Raw genomic sequence first — 16,130 nt, 5'->3', positions numbered from 1 at the left:
AGCACATGCAGTGGTTGACAGACTTCTACTTGTGACCAGAACGCATTTGCTAAGTCGTTGCTTGCGCCGAGTGGTGCAAATCCAAAGTGATTTACAAATGCGCGACAGTAATTGGGGGCTCCTGAATTATCGTACACATACCATTCGTCAAAGCCAGGCATCGGCAATTGAGAAACCTCTGAAATCCGCGGGCTAACCGCCATTCCGTGTCGGTTGTGCCATCCAGCTGCTATCTCGACGTCTGTCGGTCTATATGGTCCGCTACCACATGATGCGATGGCCACATACCGCCCCACAACTATTTCTGGGAGGCGACCAATAAGTTCATTAAGGGACGAATCCCAATCCTCCGTCCACTCCACAACCCAATAGCCAGCTTGAGAGCCTGTATGCATAATGTCTAATCCCACATTTACCTAAGAACTCGCGCCTCAGCGTTTTGAAGCGTCATTAGTTTGGCAGTCACTATCGACCAGTTGAATCCGCTGCCGTTTTGAGCCGGTTGTACGGGCTCGATTCAACCCAAACCGATCTTGGCGTTCGCCGGATACGTTATGTGCCTTTCCATGACTTCCGACGTCGTAAATATGCCCAAAGGATAAAAGCCGGGAAGAAAAGTGCAACAAGTGCGACGGAAATTCTTTCGTTTTGCAATTCGGCGCCGGGGTCACCAATGGTGTTGACGGTCGGATTAGTTGGCAGGTAAAGAATGCTAAGCACATCACCGGGTTTAACATTTGCGCAGTTCTTCCCCGCATTGCTTGCGCCATCATGAGATTCAAACTGATTGCCTGCTACCTCAAAGCGATAAATTATTGTTGCGTGGTTTGTGCAATCAGGTCTAACGACAACCGCAACGGAATGCACGCCCGCTTGAGATAACTGTAAGTACTTGTTGGTTGGACCGACCCGACTGAGGGTGAACCAAATTGCTATAGCCATCGTGACGTAAAGCAAAAGTCGGACTTGAATTTTCATACTCCATTTGCCTTCGTGTTCTCATAGCCCGTCAAGCAGCAATTTGCGCGGGTTTGGCGCGGTTGACGCGATCCTAGTCGATACTCAACTTATCGTGCCACGAATAAGTTTCTCTGACAACATCAGATTCGAAGCATCTCCAAATGGCGGCAGTTGGCCGGTTTCTGCTGGTCATACACTCGATGATTAATTCCTTGAATTTGGAATAGGCATGCCATCACCTGTTTATTTGAGGTCCATTGCACCGCTACCTGTTTCTAGTTGACGCAGCGATTCATCGCATGCGCTTGCACCTTCGACCTGTACCCGCACCTGGAAATTGCTTCTGATTTCCTTCTTCAGGTCGTTCATTTGTTTGCGGACTGCATCGACTTCCAGTTTCGAGTCACTCGTTGCCTTGGCTCGCAACTCTTGTTCACAAGCGTTTTCAGTCGCGGCGGCCTTGGTAGAATTTCGTGTGAGCCACATTCGGTAAGCGTCAGCTGCGCGGGTCGCTAATTTGGGAAACTGCGTCGAGCATATTTGAACCATTTCTAGATTTATAGACTTTGAGTTGCATTCGTAAACGGCAGCATAAATCAGCGCTTCTGAGGCCGAAACATGTCCGGACACAGCCATTGCCAACCCCAGCATCGTCGCACGAGCCAACATAAAATCCTTGTCATTTCACACTGCCATTGGATAAATTTGAATGGAGTATCTTGATCACAAAAATTGTCGGAATAGTATCAAATTGACGCTACGCGCGAAGGACCGGTATTGGCTGACAGATGCCGGCCACACTCGGTCAACCAGACTTTTGTGGGTCTTGTGAAATCATTCCACCAGCTACCTCATGGAGGTAGGTTACGACATGTCTCGCAACTTCCCTATCCGGGGAGCGTATTTCTAAAATAAGCGGGACGAGCGAAACTGGGTCAATATGAACTTGGTCTCGTTCCTTCCCATCGCGAAGAAAAAGTGAGAGCTCGGTCCACTGTGTATCTTCCGGATGGCTACTGTTGCCATCTGAGTCTACGTTTGCCGATGCTCCCCAGAGATGGTCAGCGATTTTGTAATACGCGGGCCTATCTCCAGGGCTTTCGAGATAAAAAATAGAATCGGTATGCACTCTGTAGGTTCTCTCTAGTATTGGGCTTCGCGGCAGTCCGCTATTGGCCCAGACTGTGTAAAAACGAAGAAGCAGCATAATCATGCCATGGGATCTTCATTTTCGGGTTAGATAAACCCCGTAGAGCTGCGGCGTTGTGACCCCTTGGATTTTAGACTATTTGTAAAAAGCGGCCGAACTGTCGCTATGGCGTCGCTGCAAACGTTAAAAGCGCTTATGCGCTCATCACCTGGATCAATCTGCCAACGCCCAGGATATTGATCAGCCGTTTTATGTTGTAAGCCAGTACATGCAAACTCATTTCGGTGCTGACGCGATTTATTGTTTTGGTCAGGAAGTGGGTTGATCCCATCCAGGCCTTAATCGTCCCGAACGGATGCTCGACGGTTTGACGACGGATTCGCATTGCATCAGGTGTTTGATCCAGGCGGGCTTGCATCGCGTCGAGAACTGCTTCGTGTTCCCATCGCGTTACGCGACGCTGCGGACTTGCCGTGCATTGTTGCTTGAGTGGGCATTGTTGGCAGTGCGAACTCCAATACCGATGCAGGTTCAGCCCTTTTTCTTTGTTTGTAAATCGCCAGATCAGACGCTGTCCTGCAGGGCAGCGATATTCGTTCGTCTGGACATCGTAAATAAAGTCGGCTTTGCCAAACCGTCCCTCGGCAGTGGCATTTGATGTCACGGTCTTTGGGACGATCACATCAATGCTAGCTTCATGACATGCCAGGATTTCTTCGCCCTTGAAATAGCCTCTGTCTGCAATTACCGTCAAAGACTCCGTCGCCATTGCTGTACGGGCCAGCTCGCTCATTGAAGAAAGTTGGTCTCGGTCGATACCAACGTTAGTCACGTCATGCGCGACAATCAGATGATGTTTCGCATCGACCGCCGTCTGGACGTTGTAGCCGACGACGCCTGTTCCGCGCGTCTTCATCGAACGGGCATCCGGATCGGTCAGGGAAATTTGCTTATCGGGCGCCTGTTCAAGTTTGATCTCCACTTCCTTGAGCCCTTGCATCTGAACCTTGAGAGCAGCGATCTTCTCTTGTAATCGCACCGTGGTGGCCTGCTTTCGCTCAGGCTCCTGCCGGTCCGATGCATCAAGCACAGTGAGATAACGCGCAATGCTCGACTCGATCTCCTCCATCTTTCGTTGAAGCTTGGCACTGGTGAAGTTTCGATCACGGTTATTGACTGCCTTGAATTTGCTGCCATCAACGGCGACAAGCGCTTCGGAGAACAATCCAAGCCGCTGGCATATCACGACGAACTGCCTGCACACGCTTGAAATCGCTTTGCCGTTATTTTTACGAAAGCTGGCGATCGTCTTGAAATCAGGTTTCAGGTGGCCGGTCAGCCACATCAGCTCCACATTGCGTTGCGCTTCCCGCTCAAGACGTCGGCTCGATTGAATGCGATTGAGGTAACCGTAAATGTAGATTTTAAGAAATACAGAGGGGTGATATGCAGGCCGTCCGGTTTCCGCTGGATTGACACCATCAAATCCCATTTGATCCAAATCCAGTTCGTCAACGAAGACGTCAACTACCCGTACCGGGTTGCTCTCCGTAACGTAGTCGTCCAGCTGCTCAGGAAGCAATATACCTTGCGTCCGAGCTCTGCCTTCGATGAAACGTCCCATATTGATCACCCGATATATGACGAGATATCGCTATGACACGGCAACGCTTATTTCGTTTACTCGAAAAACAAGAAAGTTGCGTTATATTTGAAGCCGCATCCGGCTTGGATTCGTTTTTACACAGTCTGGGCCGATTGCGGACATGGAATAATAGCAAGCCATCATCCGTACCGCTATTCGTCAACCATAGCAAAATACCACTGCCGTTGTTCAATAATCAAGTAATGGGGCCAGGAATTTTTTCGGCACTATTTTCAAGAAGTGAAATCGAAGAAGTCTATGGCCGGGCAACTCAGCCTGTTGACGGGCGAGTGGCCCCTCTTTTATCCGTCCCAATTAAGGAGACCCGACATGGTCAGCAAAAACACTATTTTTCTCTGGTTCGACAGCGCCGCGCTGGACGCAGCGAAGTTCTACTCCGAGACTTTCCCGGACAGCACGGTGGGAACAGTCTATCGCACGCCTGGCGACTATCCTGCGGGTAAGGAGGGCGATATCCTGATGGTCGAGTTCACAGTGATGGGCATTCCTTGCATCGGCATGAACGGCGGGCCATCGATCAAGCACAACGAGGCTTTCTCGTTCCAGGTCGCGACCGACGACCAGGCCGAAACGGACCGCTTGTGGAACGCGATTGTCGGCAACGGCGGCGAAGAAAACGCGTGCGGCTGGTGCAAGGACAAATGGGGACTGTCGTGGCAGATCACGCCACGCGTCCTGATGGCTGCGATCTCCGATCCTGACCGTGCCGCCGCCAAGCGTGCGTTCAATGCCATGATGACGATGAAAAAGATCGACGTCGCTGCGATTGAAGCAGCCCGGCGCGGTTGAGGCTCCTGGTACCGTCCCGTGATATATCGGGCTTCGGAATTAAGGTCAACAAAAATTGCACGGAGCAGAAACTCGTTTTGATAGCCTACCTGATGGGGCGCGGAGGAAATACATACTCAGCTTGCCCCCCAGGAGGGCGTAGTATTTATACAATTTTCACCAAATTGCAAGGTAACCTGCGTTCATAGATGCTCCGGCCGGAACAGCGCTCGCCGGCTGATGTTCTTCCCTGATACGGTAAATACGCCGTTGCCTGTGTAATGCAAGGTCTGCGGATATTTCGGACTGGTGGAGACATGCGCCTTCACCACTTCGAAGATAAAGAAATTATATTTCTCCACCAGACTGTCATCCGCCAGTCTGCATTCCAGGCTGGCGAAACATTCCTGGATCAGCGGCGCTTTCACCTTGTCGGCTTTGACTTCGGTCAACTTGAACCTGGCGAACTTGTCGACTTCGGCGCCTGAGCAGTTCCCTATTCCGACCACTGTATCTATCATCTTCGCAGCGGGGATATTGATCACGCATTCGCGGCTGTTCCTGATCAGCTCGAAACTATGGTTGCCGCCGGCGATGACGCAGCCCACCAGCGACGGTGAAAATTCCATCACCGTGTGCCAGCCCATAGTCATGATATTGACCTGCCGGCGCCACTTCGACGTCACCAGCACAATGGGGCCGGGTTCCAGGTAACGGCGGATTTCCGACACCGGAAAATCCTGCTTGGCGGCTGTTTTCATCTCGCCCTTCTCCTAAGCTCGAAGTTTACGGGCCATGCATCCGGACCGACCTGGCGACCAAGCCGGCCCGAAATTAACGCGATCAGCCCGGCACTTTACCTTCCACGCCTTGCACGTAGAACTTGATGCCGTGCAGGAAAGCGTCATCCGCCACGGCGTCCTTGGCGACCACTTCCTTGCCGGTGTTGTCGACCACAGGGCCTTTCCAGATCGGCGCGCTGCCGTCGATGATGGCTTTCTTGCGCTCCGCGACCAGGGCCTTGATATCAGCCGGCAGGTCCGGGTTGAAGGCGCCGAGGTCGATACCGTCTTCTTTCAGGCCGAGCCAGCTGCTGCCGGTTTTCCAGGTGCCGTCCAGCACTTCGCCGACGCGCTTGTTGTAATACACGCTCCAGTTGATCATCGATGCCGCCTGGTGGGCTTTCGGGCCGAAGCTGGTCATGTCGCTATCCCAGCCGAAGGCGTACACGCCCTTTTCCTGCGCGGTCTGGACCACGGCGGCGGAGTCGGTGTTTTGCATCAGCACGTCGACGCCCTGGCCGATCAGCGTAGTAGCCGCTTCGCGCTCCTTGCCCGGATCGAACCATTTGTTGACCCATACCACGCGCGTGGTGGCTTTCGGATTGACCGAGCGCGCACCTAAGGTGAAGGAATCGATATTGCGGATCACTTCAGGGATCGGCACCGATGCCACCACGCCGAGCTTGCCCGACTTGCTCATCTTGCCTGCCACCACGCCGGCCAGGTAAGCGCCTTCATATGTGCGGACATCGTATTGCGCCAGGTTGTCGGCAGTCTTGAAGCCGGTCGCGTGTTCGAATTTGACGTCCGGGAATTCCTTGGCGACCTTCAGCATCGCTTCCATGTAACCGAAGGTGGTGCCGAAGATCAGCTTGTTGCCGTCGACCGCCAGCTGGCGGATCACGCGCTCGGCGTCGGCTGCCGATTCCGGCACGTTCTCGACGAACGTGGTTTTCACCTTGTCGCCGTATTTTTCCTCGACCGCCTTGCGGCCCTTGTCGTGGGCGAAGGTCCAGCCGGCGTCGCCCACCGGTCCGATATAGACGAACGCCACTTTCAGCGGTTCGGCCTTGGCCGGTGCGGCGGCTGGCGCCGTGGCGCTGGCGGCCGGCGCCGGTGTTTCGCCCTTCTTGCCGCAGCCGATCAGCGTAGCCGCGGCCAGTGCTGTGAGCATTGCGAGCGATGCCCTGCGTGAAATCTTCATGTGTATCTCCCTTGGTGGTTGGTCAGCTTGCATCAGGTTTAAAAGGTTTTCCCAGCGACGCCGGCATGTTCAGCCGGATCCAGTCCGGATTGCGCGAAATCAGCGCCAGCACCACGATGGTGGCGACATACGGCAGCATCGACAGGATTTGCGAAGGCACCGTGACACCCATGCCTTGCAGGTAAAACTGCAGGATGGTGACGCCGCCGAACAGCAAAGCGCCCAGCAGCACACGGGCCGGCCGCCAGGTGGCGAATGCGGTCAGCGCCAGCGCGATCCAGCCGCGTCCCGAGACCAGCCCTTCCACCCACATCGGCGTATAGACCAGCGACAGGTAAGCCCCGGCCAGGCCGCAGCAGGCGCCGCCGAACAGCAGCGCGGCGAAACGTATCCAGCGCACCGGATAACCGAGCGCATGGGCCGATTCCGGCGATTCGCCGACGGCGCGCAGCACCAGGCCGGCGCGCGTGCGGTAGATGAACCAGCCGATGGCGGCGCACAGCAGCAGAGCCAGGTAACTCATCCAATGCTGCTGGAACAGCGCCTGGCCGATGAAGGGAATATCCTTGAGCACTGGAATGGCCAGCGTTTGCGAAGGCAAGGCGAGGCCGACAAACCGCTGGCCGATGAAAGCCGACAGCCCGGCGCCGAAAATCGACAAGGCCAGCCCTGTAGCGACCTGGTTGGTCGCCAGCACCAGCGCCAGCCAGGAAAACAGCGCCGCCATCAGCACGCCGCTGAGCGCGCCGGCCAGGAAGCCTAGCAGCGGGCTATGGGTGGTGTAGCCGACCGCAAAACCGGCGATGGCGGCGACCAGCATCATGCCTTCCGCGCCAAGGTTGAGCACGCCGGCGCGCTCGTTGATCAGCAGGCCGAGCGCCGCCAGCAGCAAGGGTGTCCCGGCGTTGATCGAAGCGGCGATGAGAGAAGCGAATTGTTCCATATGCGTCAGACCTTGGCTTTGCGGCGCAGGCGATAGTCGATCAAGGTATCGCTGGCCAGCAGTAAAAACAGCAGCATGCCCTGGAACACGCCGGTGATCGCCGACGGCAGGCCGAGCCGCGATTGCGCCAGCTCGCCGCCCAGGTACAGCAGCGACATCACCAGCCCGCCCAGCACTGCGCCAACCGGATGCAGGCGGCCGATGAAGGCGACGATGATGGCAGCGAAGCCGTAGCCGGGCGACACCGACGGCAGCAGCTGGCCGATCGGGCCGGCGATTTCAAACGCTCCCGCCAGGCCGGCGAAGCTGCCGGAAACCAGCAGCGAAGTCCACAAGGCGCTGCGGCTGGAAAAACCGGCATACCGCGCGGCATGCGGCGCGGCGCCGCCGACGAACAGGGAAAAGCCGCGCAGGCTGCGCGTCATGAACACCGTCATCACGGCGGCCAGCACCAGCGTCACGGCAAAACCGATATGCAAACGCGTGCCGCTGAGCAGCGCCGGCAACATGAATTCGCCGGAGAACACTTTCGATTGCGGAAAATTCATGCCGTTCGGATCTTTCAACGGCCCGTTCACCGCATACATCAGCAGCAGCTGCGCGACATAGGTCAGCATCAGCGACACCAGGATTTCGTTGGCGTTGAAACGGTCGCGCAGCAGCGCCGTAATGCCGGCCCAGAAGGCGCCGCCGAGGATGCCGGCGACAATCATCAGGAACAGGCCGAGGCCGCCCGGAATGGCATGCCCCGGCACATCGATCAGCACCAGCGCGGCGCCGGCACACATGGCGCCGACCGTGAATTGTCCTTCGGCGCCGATATTCCAGACATTGGCGCGGAAACACACCGCCAGGCCCAGCGCACAAAGTATCAGCGGGATGGATTTCAGCAGCAGTTCGCTGATGGCGCGCTTGCCGTTGAACGGATCGATCAGGAATACCTTAAGGCCGGCCAGCGGGTCCTTGCCCAGCGCGATGAACAACAGCGCGCCCAGCAGCATCGTCAATACCACCGCCAGCACCGGCGACAGATAGGTCATGGTGCGCGACGGCGTGCCGCGCAGTTCCAGTTTCCATGGCCATAGATTACCCATGCGCAGTCTCCGGCGCATCTTGCCATAGGCCGCTCATCCACAGGCCGACCTGCTCGCGGGTAGCCTGTTCGATCGGAATCGAAGGCGACAGCCTGCCTTTGGCAATGACATGCAAGCGGTCGCACAAGGCAAACAGTTCATCGAGTTCTTCGGAAATGATCAGCACTGCACAGCCTTCTTTTTTCAATGCCAGGATTTCGGCGTGGATCTGGGCGGCGGCGCCGACATCGACGCCCCAGGTCGGCTGCGCCACGACGAACACGGCAGGCTTGCGCTCCAGTTCGCGGCCGACGATGAATTTCTGCAGGTTGCCGCCGGACAGGCTCTTCGCCAGCGCATCTGGGCCGCTGGCCTTGACCTTGAAGCGGTCGATGATGTGGGCGGCGATCTTGCGCGTGTAGTCGAAATCGATCATGCCGCGTTTGACGTAAGGCGATTTCTGGTGCGACAGCAGCATGTTGGCGGCCAGCGTCATGCCCGGCACCGCGCCGCGCCCCAGCCTTTCCTCCGGCACCAGTCCGAGCCCGAGCGCGCGGCGCGGGTTGGGCGCCAGCTGTCCGGCTTGCCGCCCGGCCAGCATCACCATGTTGGGCGCGGCGCGCTGGTCCTCGCCCGACAGCGCCGCCAGCAGCTCTTGCTGGCCGTTGCCGGAAACGCCGGCGATGCCGACAATCTCGCCGGCCCGCACTTCGCATTCGATATCGTGCAATTCGGTAGCGAACAGGTGCGCCTTCGGCAAGCTCAGCCGGTTGAGGTGCAGCTTGCGTTCGCTGCGCTGGGAATCGGGATTGCGTTCGCGCTGCAGGCGCACCAGCTCATCGCCGATCATCAGACGCGACAGGCCGGCGCTGGTTTCGTTGCGCGGATCGCAGTTGCCGGTGACCCGGCCGTTGCGCATGACTGTCGCGCTGTGGCACAGGGCGCGGATTTCATCGAGCTTGTGGCTGATATACAGGATGCTGCAGCCTTCGGCAGCCAGCTTGCGCAGGGTGACGAACAGCTTGTCCACCGCCTGCGGCGTCAGCACCGAGGTCGGTTCGTCCAGGATCAGCAGCTGCGGATTGGTCAGCAAGGCGCGCACGATCTCGACCCGCTGGCGTTCGCCGACCGACAGCGTGTGCACGTGGCGATGCGGTTCCAGCTCCAGTCCGTACTTTTCTCCGGTCTGGCGGATCTGCGTCACCAGCTGCGGCATGCTGATGTCGGAAGCCAGGCCGAGGGCGATGTTTTCCGCCACGGTCAGGGTATCGAACAGGGAAAAATGCTGGAACACCATGGCTATGCCGAGCTTGCGCGCAATATGCGGATTGGCGATGTGGACCTGCTCGCCGTTCCAGAAAATCTCGCCGGCATCCGGTTTCACGGTGCCGAAGATGATCTTCATCAGAGTCGACTTGCCGGCGCCGTTCTCGCCGAGCACCGCGTGGATTTCGCCGGGAGCCACGCGCAGGTTGATATCGTCATTGGCCAGCACGCCCGGATAGGCTTTGCGGATATGGGCGATTTCCAGACGCGGTATGGTTGAAGTCACTTCTTTTGCCTGTGCCGATAAAAGACTGTTGCAAAATGATTCCAGCGCTGCCGCCTGCCTTGCCGCGCCATTCAGCGCATGCCAAAACAAGCAACATGCTACATCAATTCCTGTGCTGATCGCCGACTTGAACCACAATGTATTGTCGGCATAAAGTCCTTACAAAAGCAAACTGCATGCCAGACACGGGTACATGGCGCCCGGCGCATCTGGCGTGGTTTGTGCTACTGGCTTGCGCAGGGCCTGTTCCCAAGATCGGCAGCAGGAATTTGCGGTAGCATGATTACAGGCTTGTTATCCGAAACAGAAATGGGACCCATGAGAAAAAATTCTGGTGACACGGCGCCTACGCCGGCCAAGCCCGCCGCCAAGCGGGGCAGCGGCATCGTCGACCAAAAGATCTACGACTCCGTGCTGAAGGCGGTGATGAGCCAGCGCCTGCCGCCGGGCACCAAGCTGACCGAAGCCAGCCTGTGTGAACTGTTCGCCGTCAGCCGCACCATCGTGCGCAAAGCGATCCAGCGCCTGGCGCACGATCACATCCTCGAACTGCGCCCCAACCGCGGCGCCATCATCGCCCAGCCGACGCCGCAGGAAACCCGCGAAATCTTCGCCGCCCGGCGCGCCATCGAAGCGGCGATCGTGCCGCTGGCGGCAGCCAACGCCACCCGCGCCCAGATTACCCGCCTGCGCCAGATCGTCAGGGAAGAACATGCGTCTTTCCACTCCGGCGACCACGCCACATGGATACGCCTGGGCGGCGAGTTCCATATCCTGCTGTCCGACAGCGCCGGCAACCCGGTGCTGACCCGCTTCCTGCGCGAACTGGTGTCGCGCTGCTCATTGATCATCGCGCTCTACCAGGCGCCCGGCAAGACCGCCTGCCCGAACGACGAACACGAACATCTGATCGACGCCATCGCCGCCGGCGACGCCGTACAGGCAGTCAGGATGATGGACCAGCACCTGCTCGACATCGAGCGCGCCTTGCGCCTGAGCGACGACCAGCACGAAGTCGACCTCGCCGAAATCCTCGATATTGCGTAGCGAAGCGGCGCGCTTCCTTCCTTTGCCGGACATTGCTCCGGCCCGTTTAAAGTGTATACAAATTATTAAAAAAATGTCGTTATTTCGAGACATGGCCGCGCACTAATCCGGTTCTCGCAAAAAGCAGCCATCCCTAATTTGGCGCGGGCCTCACCAATAAATAGCGTGATTCCTCACCAAAATCCAGCTCTCCGGCGGAACAACGATTTGCAATCCGGACAGCACGATCTGCCGTCCAAAGCTGTTTTTCATATGTATACAATATATTTCCGATACAAATCGTAATACCGTTTTTTTCATTTCTTCCTGCCCGGAAAAATTCTGGCACGGTCTTTGCGTTACATGAATCCGTTCTGGTCAACCGCCGCGTGAACCTGCGCTGATCCGAACCTTGCGCTCTATGCAGACAAAACAGGCAAAACAAGAATTCGTGCAAGTCCGGTTTATCAATATCGATAACAGAGGGATGGGAAAAATGGGAAAAAGAGCGAGGGCACACGCCCGCATGTATTGCGCGCAGAAGATGGTGCTGACGTTGGGAGTCGCCTTGCCGTTCGGCGCCGCGCTGGCGCAGACCACGGGCAGCACGGCGCCGGCGGCGACGGCGGAAGCGCCGCAGAGCGGCTCTTCGCTGCAGCTGGAAACCATGACGGTGACCGCCCAGCGGCGCGTGGAAAAGATCAAGGACGTGCCGATTTCGGTGACCTTGCTCAAGGGCGAAACCCTGGATGTCCTCAACTCCGGCGGCCAGGATATCCGCGTGCTGGCAGGCAAGGTGCCGAGCCTGAACATCGAATCGTCGAACGGCCGCACCTTCCCGCGCTTCTACATCCGCGGCTACGGCAATACCGACTTTTCCACCTTCGCCTCGCAGCCGGTATCCCTGATATTCGATGACGTGGTGCAGGAAAACGCTGCCCTCAAAGGTTTCCCGATGTTCGACCTGGCCGGGGTCGAAGTACTGCGCGGTCCGCAAGGTACGCTGTTCGGCCGCAATACGCCGGCCGGCGTGGTCAAGTTCGATTCGGCCAAACCGAATCTGGACAAGGTCTCCGGCTATTACAGCGTATCCGACGGCACCCACAACACCGCCAATGTCGAAGCGGCGGTCAACGTGCCCCTGAGCGACCAGTGGGCGATGCGTTTCTCGACCCTGCTGCAGCACCGCGACAACTGGGTCACCAACAACGGCGGCGGCACGCCTTTCCTGGAAGGCTACGACGAACAGGCCGGCCGCCTGCAGTTCCTGTACAAGCCCGACGGCACTTTCAACGCCCTGTTCAATATCCACGCGCGCGCCACTACCGGCAGCGCCCGCCTGTTCCGCGCCAATATCCTGGAGAAAGGCAGCGACGGTTTTGTCGCTGGCTTCGATCCGTCCCAGATCACCACCAACGCGATCAACACGCAATCGCTGCACACCGCCGGCGGCAGCGCCCGCCTGTCGTGGAACCTGGACCAGGTCAAGCTGTATTCGATCACCGGTTATGAAACCATCTCCAGCTACTTCAGCCGCGGCGACATCGACGGCGGCACGCCGACCGGCCCCGGCTTCATTCCGTTCCAGGTGCAGACCGGCGGCGGCGTCGCTGACCACAAGCAGTTTTCGCAAGAGTTCCGGGTCGAGTCGAAAAACGAAGGGCCGCTCAACTGGCAGACCGGCTTGTACTACTTCTATGAAGACGTAGCGGGCAACAGCTCCAACTTCAACAGCACCACCCAGCTGCAGACCAGCTACCTGCAGAATCGCCAGAAAAACACGGCGTACGCGGTGTTCGGCTCGCTGACCTATGACGTCAACGACAGGCTGAAACTGCGCGGCGGCTTGCGCTACACAGAGGACAAGAAGGACTTCTCCAACGAGGTCGCCAACAACGTCACCTTTACCGGCCCGGGCGCGATCAGCGAAAACAAGTCGAACGTGAGCTGGGACCTCAGCGCCAACTACGCCTTGACCAAGGACATCAGTACTTATGCGCGAGTAGCCACCGGCTTCCGCGCGCCGAGTATCGCGGCGCCGTCCTCTTCGGTGCCGATCACTGTGGCCAACGCCGAGACCATCACTTCCTATGAAGCCGGGATCAAGGCCGACCTGTTCAACCGCCGCGCCCGCGCCAACTTCAGCGTCTACAGTTTCGACGTCAAGAACCAGCAGCTGACCGCGGTCGGCGGCAACTCCAACTCGATCATGCTGATCAATGCAGCGAAGACCGTGGGCCGCGGCGCCGAGCTCGATCTGGAAGCCAACCTGAGCGAGCGCCTGCGCGTTACCGTAGGCGGCAGCTACAACTACACCCAGATTCGCGATCCGAACCTGCTGGTGGCCGGCTGCGCTTCCTGCACCATGCTCAATACCCAGGTGCGTCCGGGCCTGTACTCGATCGACGGCAATCCTTTGCCGCAAGCGCCGAAGTGGATCGCCAACGTCACGGCGCGCTACGGCATCCCGATGGGCAACAACGACGAACTGTTCTTCTATACCGACTGGGCCTACCGCAGCAAGATCAACTTCTTCCTGTACAACTCGACCGAGTTCACCGGCAAGCCGTTGCTCGAAGGCGGCTTGCGCATAGGTTACAAGTGGGATGGCGACAAGTATGAAGTTGCTGCATTCGCCCGCAACATCACCAACAAGATCGTGGCGGTCGGCGGCATCGACTTCGACAACCGGACCGCGTTCATCAACGATCCGCGCATGTTCGGCGTGCAGTTCCGGTCGAATTTCTAAGCTGCCGGGCAGCTTCAATCGCGCCGGTTATTCCAGGGGCGGCGCAGCTGCCGCCCCTGTATGCATGCGCAAGATTCCATCGGGAGAGACACATGCATAACGCTCACGGTTCCGGCCAACCCTGGCGGCGGCTCGCGGCAGCCGCATGTTCGGCGCTGGCGATCGGCACCGCCCTGCTGGCGCCGGCCGCGGCCAGTGCCGCGCCGCCAGCCGCTTTGCCGGAACAGAAAACCGCGCTCCTGTTTGGCGCCGCCATCCGCTATTACGATATCGGCAGCGGTCCGGTGCTGGTGCTGGTGCACGGCCTGGGCAGCAGCGCCAAGGGCGACTGGGGGCAGGTCATGCTGCCGCTGGCGCAAAACCACCGGGTGCTGGCGCTGGACCAGCTGGGTTTCGGCAATTCCGATAAACCGCAGATCGATTACGGCATCCAGACCTGGGTCGATTTCCTCGGCGAATTCCTGCGCCAGAACCAGGTATCCGATTTCACCCTCGTAGGCGAATCGCTGGGCGGCTGGATTTCGGCCCAATATACGATACAAGCTCTGCGCGGCATCGCCGCCGGCCCCAGCCTGGGCCTGCCCAAACCGGCGCGGCTGGTGCTGTCCGATTCGGCCGGCCTGCACGCGACCATGAAACGCCTGTTCGCGCCGCCCCCGCCCGGCAAACCGGCCACCGTCGGCGCTTCGCTGGCCGGCGAAAAGCAGCTGCTGGCCAGCGTGTTTCATTCGCCCTCCTATCAGACCGACCAGGCGCTGCGCGACGGCCTGGCCTGGAGCCTGGCCAAGGGCGACGCCTGGGCCATACGTGCGGTGCGCAATCCGGCCCTGCTGGACGAAACCGTGGACGACAAGCTGGGCGCGATCAAGATCCCGACCCTGGTGATCTGGGGCGAACACGACAACTTGCTGCCGTTGCAAGACGGCCGCTATTTCGCCTCCAAGATCGGCGGCGCCGAACTGAAGATCATCGCGGGCAGCGGCCATGCGCCGATGATTGAAACGCCGGATGCCTTCCTGTCGGCGCTGCAGCCATTTTTGCGATAACCTGCGGCGACAGCGTCCGGCATGTTTTTATATTTTCCATTTGAAAGTAGCTAATTGATGAAACCGAATTCAATGCGTCGCCGGCTGTTATCGACGGTATTCATGCTGGGGCTGGCGGTCGCCGCCACCTTGCCGGCGCAGGCGCAGGCCGCCGGCAAGCGCAAAGTGATCATCGACGACGATGTCGGCGGTCCGCGTGCGGCGCAGCTGATGGCGATCCAGTCGCCCGATGTGGAGGTGCTGGGCATCACGATTGTCAGCGGCTCGACCTGGCGCGACGAAAATATCGCACACGCACTGCGCACGCTGGAAGTGATCGGACGCAGCGACATACCGGTGGTGCCCGGTTCGGCCTTTCCCTTGCTGAATACGCAGGAAGCAACGCGGCGCTGGGAAGCGCTGTACGGCAAGCTGGTCTACAAAGGTGCGTGGATGGATGAGAAATGGCCGGACGGCACCATCCAGAGCCAGCCCAACTACCACGCCCACGACGTGGTGCCGCAGCTGGCGGAAGGCATGCCGCATACCAAGGCCGCGAATGAAATCGCCGCCAACTTCATGATCCGCAAAGTGCATGAGTTCCCGGGCCAGGTCACCATCCTGGCCACCGGCCCGATGACGAACGTGGCGCTGGCGATCAGCCTGGATCCGAGTTTTGCCGAGACCGCCAAGGAAATCGTCTACATGGGCGGCAGCCTGAATCCGCACCAGGTGCTGCCGTCCAAGTCGGCGGAGCAGTTTGCGCGCGAATACATCAATACGCCGCGCCTGGAATTCAATTTCCGCTGGGACCCTGAAGCGGCCAAGATCGTCTTGCGCGCACCGTGGAAACGGATCGTCATGGTGCCGGCCGATCCGTCGACCGCCACCGAACTCAGCGCCAAGCTGCTGAACGACATGACCAAGTCCAGCACGCCGCTGGCGCAGATGGTGAAGAAAGTCACCGAAACCGGTTTTCCCCTGTGGGATGAACTGGCCACGGCGGTCTGGCTCGATCCGGCGCTGATCAGCAAGTCCGACCAGCTGTTCGTCAGCATCGACACCGATTTCGGCGCCGGTTATGGCAACACCCTGTCCTGGCCGGCCGCTTACGCGCCTCAGGGCCTGATCGCCAGCCCGACCACGGTGGTGCGCGAAGTCAACGTGCCGGCTTTCGAAAAGTTGATGATCAGGCTGATGAACCTGCCGACGCCGGCGGCAGCCAAGTAACC

The 16,130-nt window shown here is 58.6% G+C and carries 14 protein-coding genes; 6 read left to right on the top strand and 8 right to left on the bottom strand.

Annotated features, from left to right (window positions below):
* Positions 1-552: 552 nt before the first annotated feature.
* The 3 genes from CFU_RS24260 to CFU_RS01135 form a co-directional block, all read right to left on the bottom strand.
* The gene (locus CFU_RS24260) at positions 553-978 is read right to left on the bottom strand and encodes a hypothetical protein (RefSeq protein ID WP_148264727.1); all 426 of its coding nucleotides are present in this window, start codon (positions 976-978) and stop codon (positions 553-555) included.
* 225 nt (positions 979-1,203) lie between these two features.
* A complete protein-coding gene (locus CFU_RS01140; RefSeq protein WP_041741045.1) occupies positions 1,204-1,629 on the bottom strand; it encodes a hypothetical protein in 426 nt (141 codons plus the stop codon).
* Positions 1,630-2,303: 674 nt separating this feature from the next.
* Positions 2,304-3,734, bottom strand: coding sequence for an IS1182 family transposase (locus CFU_RS01135; protein ID WP_041742890.1), 1,431 nt, complete (start codon positions 3,732-3,734; stop codon positions 2,304-2,306).
* A gap of 351 nt (positions 3,735-4,085) precedes the next feature.
* Between CFU_RS01135 and CFU_RS01130 the strand changes: the two genes are divergently transcribed.
* The gene (locus tag CFU_RS01130) at positions 4,086-4,565 is read left to right on the top strand and encodes a VOC family protein (RefSeq protein ID WP_041741044.1); all 480 of its coding nucleotides are present in this window, start codon (positions 4,086-4,088) and stop codon (positions 4,563-4,565) included.
* A gap of 182 nt (positions 4,566-4,747) precedes the next feature.
* On the opposite strand, the gene CFU_RS01125 is transcribed toward CFU_RS01130, so the two are convergent.
* The 5 genes from CFU_RS01125 to CFU_RS01105 all read right to left on the bottom strand — a co-directional run bounded on the left by CFU_RS01125 (position 4,748) and on the right by CFU_RS01105 (position 10,098).
* Positions 4,748-5,305, bottom strand: a complete 558-nt coding sequence (locus CFU_RS01125; RefSeq protein WP_014004218.1) for a flavin reductase family protein — start codon at positions 5,303-5,305, stop codon at positions 4,748-4,750.
* Positions 5,306-5,387: 82 nt separating this feature from the next.
* On the bottom strand, positions 5,388-6,530 hold the full coding sequence (locus CFU_RS01120) for a BMP family ABC transporter substrate-binding protein (RefSeq protein ID WP_041741043.1): 1,143 nt from the start codon (positions 6,528-6,530) through the stop codon (positions 5,388-5,390).
* 22 nt (positions 6,531-6,552) lie between these two features.
* Entirely contained in the window at positions 6,553-7,473 is a 921-nt protein-coding gene (locus tag CFU_RS01115; protein WP_014004216.1) for an ABC transporter permease, read from the bottom strand.
* A gap of 5 nt (positions 7,474-7,478) precedes the next feature.
* On the bottom strand, positions 7,479-8,567 hold the full coding sequence (locus CFU_RS01110) for an ABC transporter permease (protein ID WP_041741042.1): 1,089 nt from the start codon (positions 8,565-8,567) through the stop codon (positions 7,479-7,481).
* On the bottom strand, positions 8,560-10,098 hold the full coding sequence (locus CFU_RS01105) for an ABC transporter ATP-binding protein (RefSeq protein ID WP_041742889.1): 1,539 nt from the start codon (positions 10,096-10,098) through the stop codon (positions 8,560-8,562). The genes CFU_RS01110 and CFU_RS01105 overlap by 8 nt, the downstream gene beginning before the upstream one ends.
* Here CFU_RS01105 and CFU_RS25070 point away from each other — a divergent pair.
* The 5 genes from CFU_RS25070 (at position 10,085) to CFU_RS01085 (ending at position 16,128) form a co-directional block, all read left to right on the top strand.
* Positions 10,085-10,252 carry a hypothetical protein gene (locus CFU_RS25070; protein WP_238531380.1) on the top strand — a complete coding sequence of 56 codons (168 nt, stop codon included), beginning with the start codon at positions 10,085-10,087 and terminating at the stop codon, positions 10,250-10,252. The two genes, CFU_RS01105 and CFU_RS25070, sit on opposite strands and share 14 nt — an antisense overlap.
* A gap of 164 nt (positions 10,253-10,416) precedes the next feature.
* Positions 10,417-11,145, top strand: a complete 729-nt coding sequence (locus CFU_RS01100; protein WP_238531379.1) for a GntR family transcriptional regulator — start codon at positions 10,417-10,419, stop codon at positions 11,143-11,145.
* 475 nt (positions 11,146-11,620) lie between these two features.
* Complete coding sequence (locus CFU_RS01095) at positions 11,621-13,873, top strand: TonB-dependent receptor (RefSeq protein WP_081466383.1); 2,253 nt, start codon at positions 11,621-11,623, stop codon at positions 13,871-13,873.
* A 92-nt stretch (positions 13,874-13,965) separates the two neighbouring features.
* Positions 13,966-14,919 (top strand): alpha/beta fold hydrolase, encoded by a 954-nt coding sequence (locus CFU_RS01090; protein WP_014004211.1) that lies wholly within the window; start codon positions 13,966-13,968, stop codon positions 14,917-14,919.
* A gap of 57 nt (positions 14,920-14,976) precedes the next feature.
* A complete protein-coding gene (locus tag CFU_RS01085; RefSeq protein WP_202946133.1) occupies positions 14,977-16,128 on the top strand; it encodes a nucleoside hydrolase in 1,152 nt (383 codons plus the stop codon).
* Positions 16,129-16,130 lie beyond the last annotated feature (2 nt).

Source organism: Collimonas fungivorans Ter331, from assembly GCF_000221045.1.
In the GTDB taxonomy this organism is placed as follows: domain Bacteria; phylum Pseudomonadota; class Gammaproteobacteria; order Burkholderiales; family Burkholderiaceae_D; genus Collimonas; species Collimonas fungivorans_A.
Note: the sequence above shows the minus strand (reverse complement) of the source record. Positions and strands in the feature narration are given on the sequence as shown.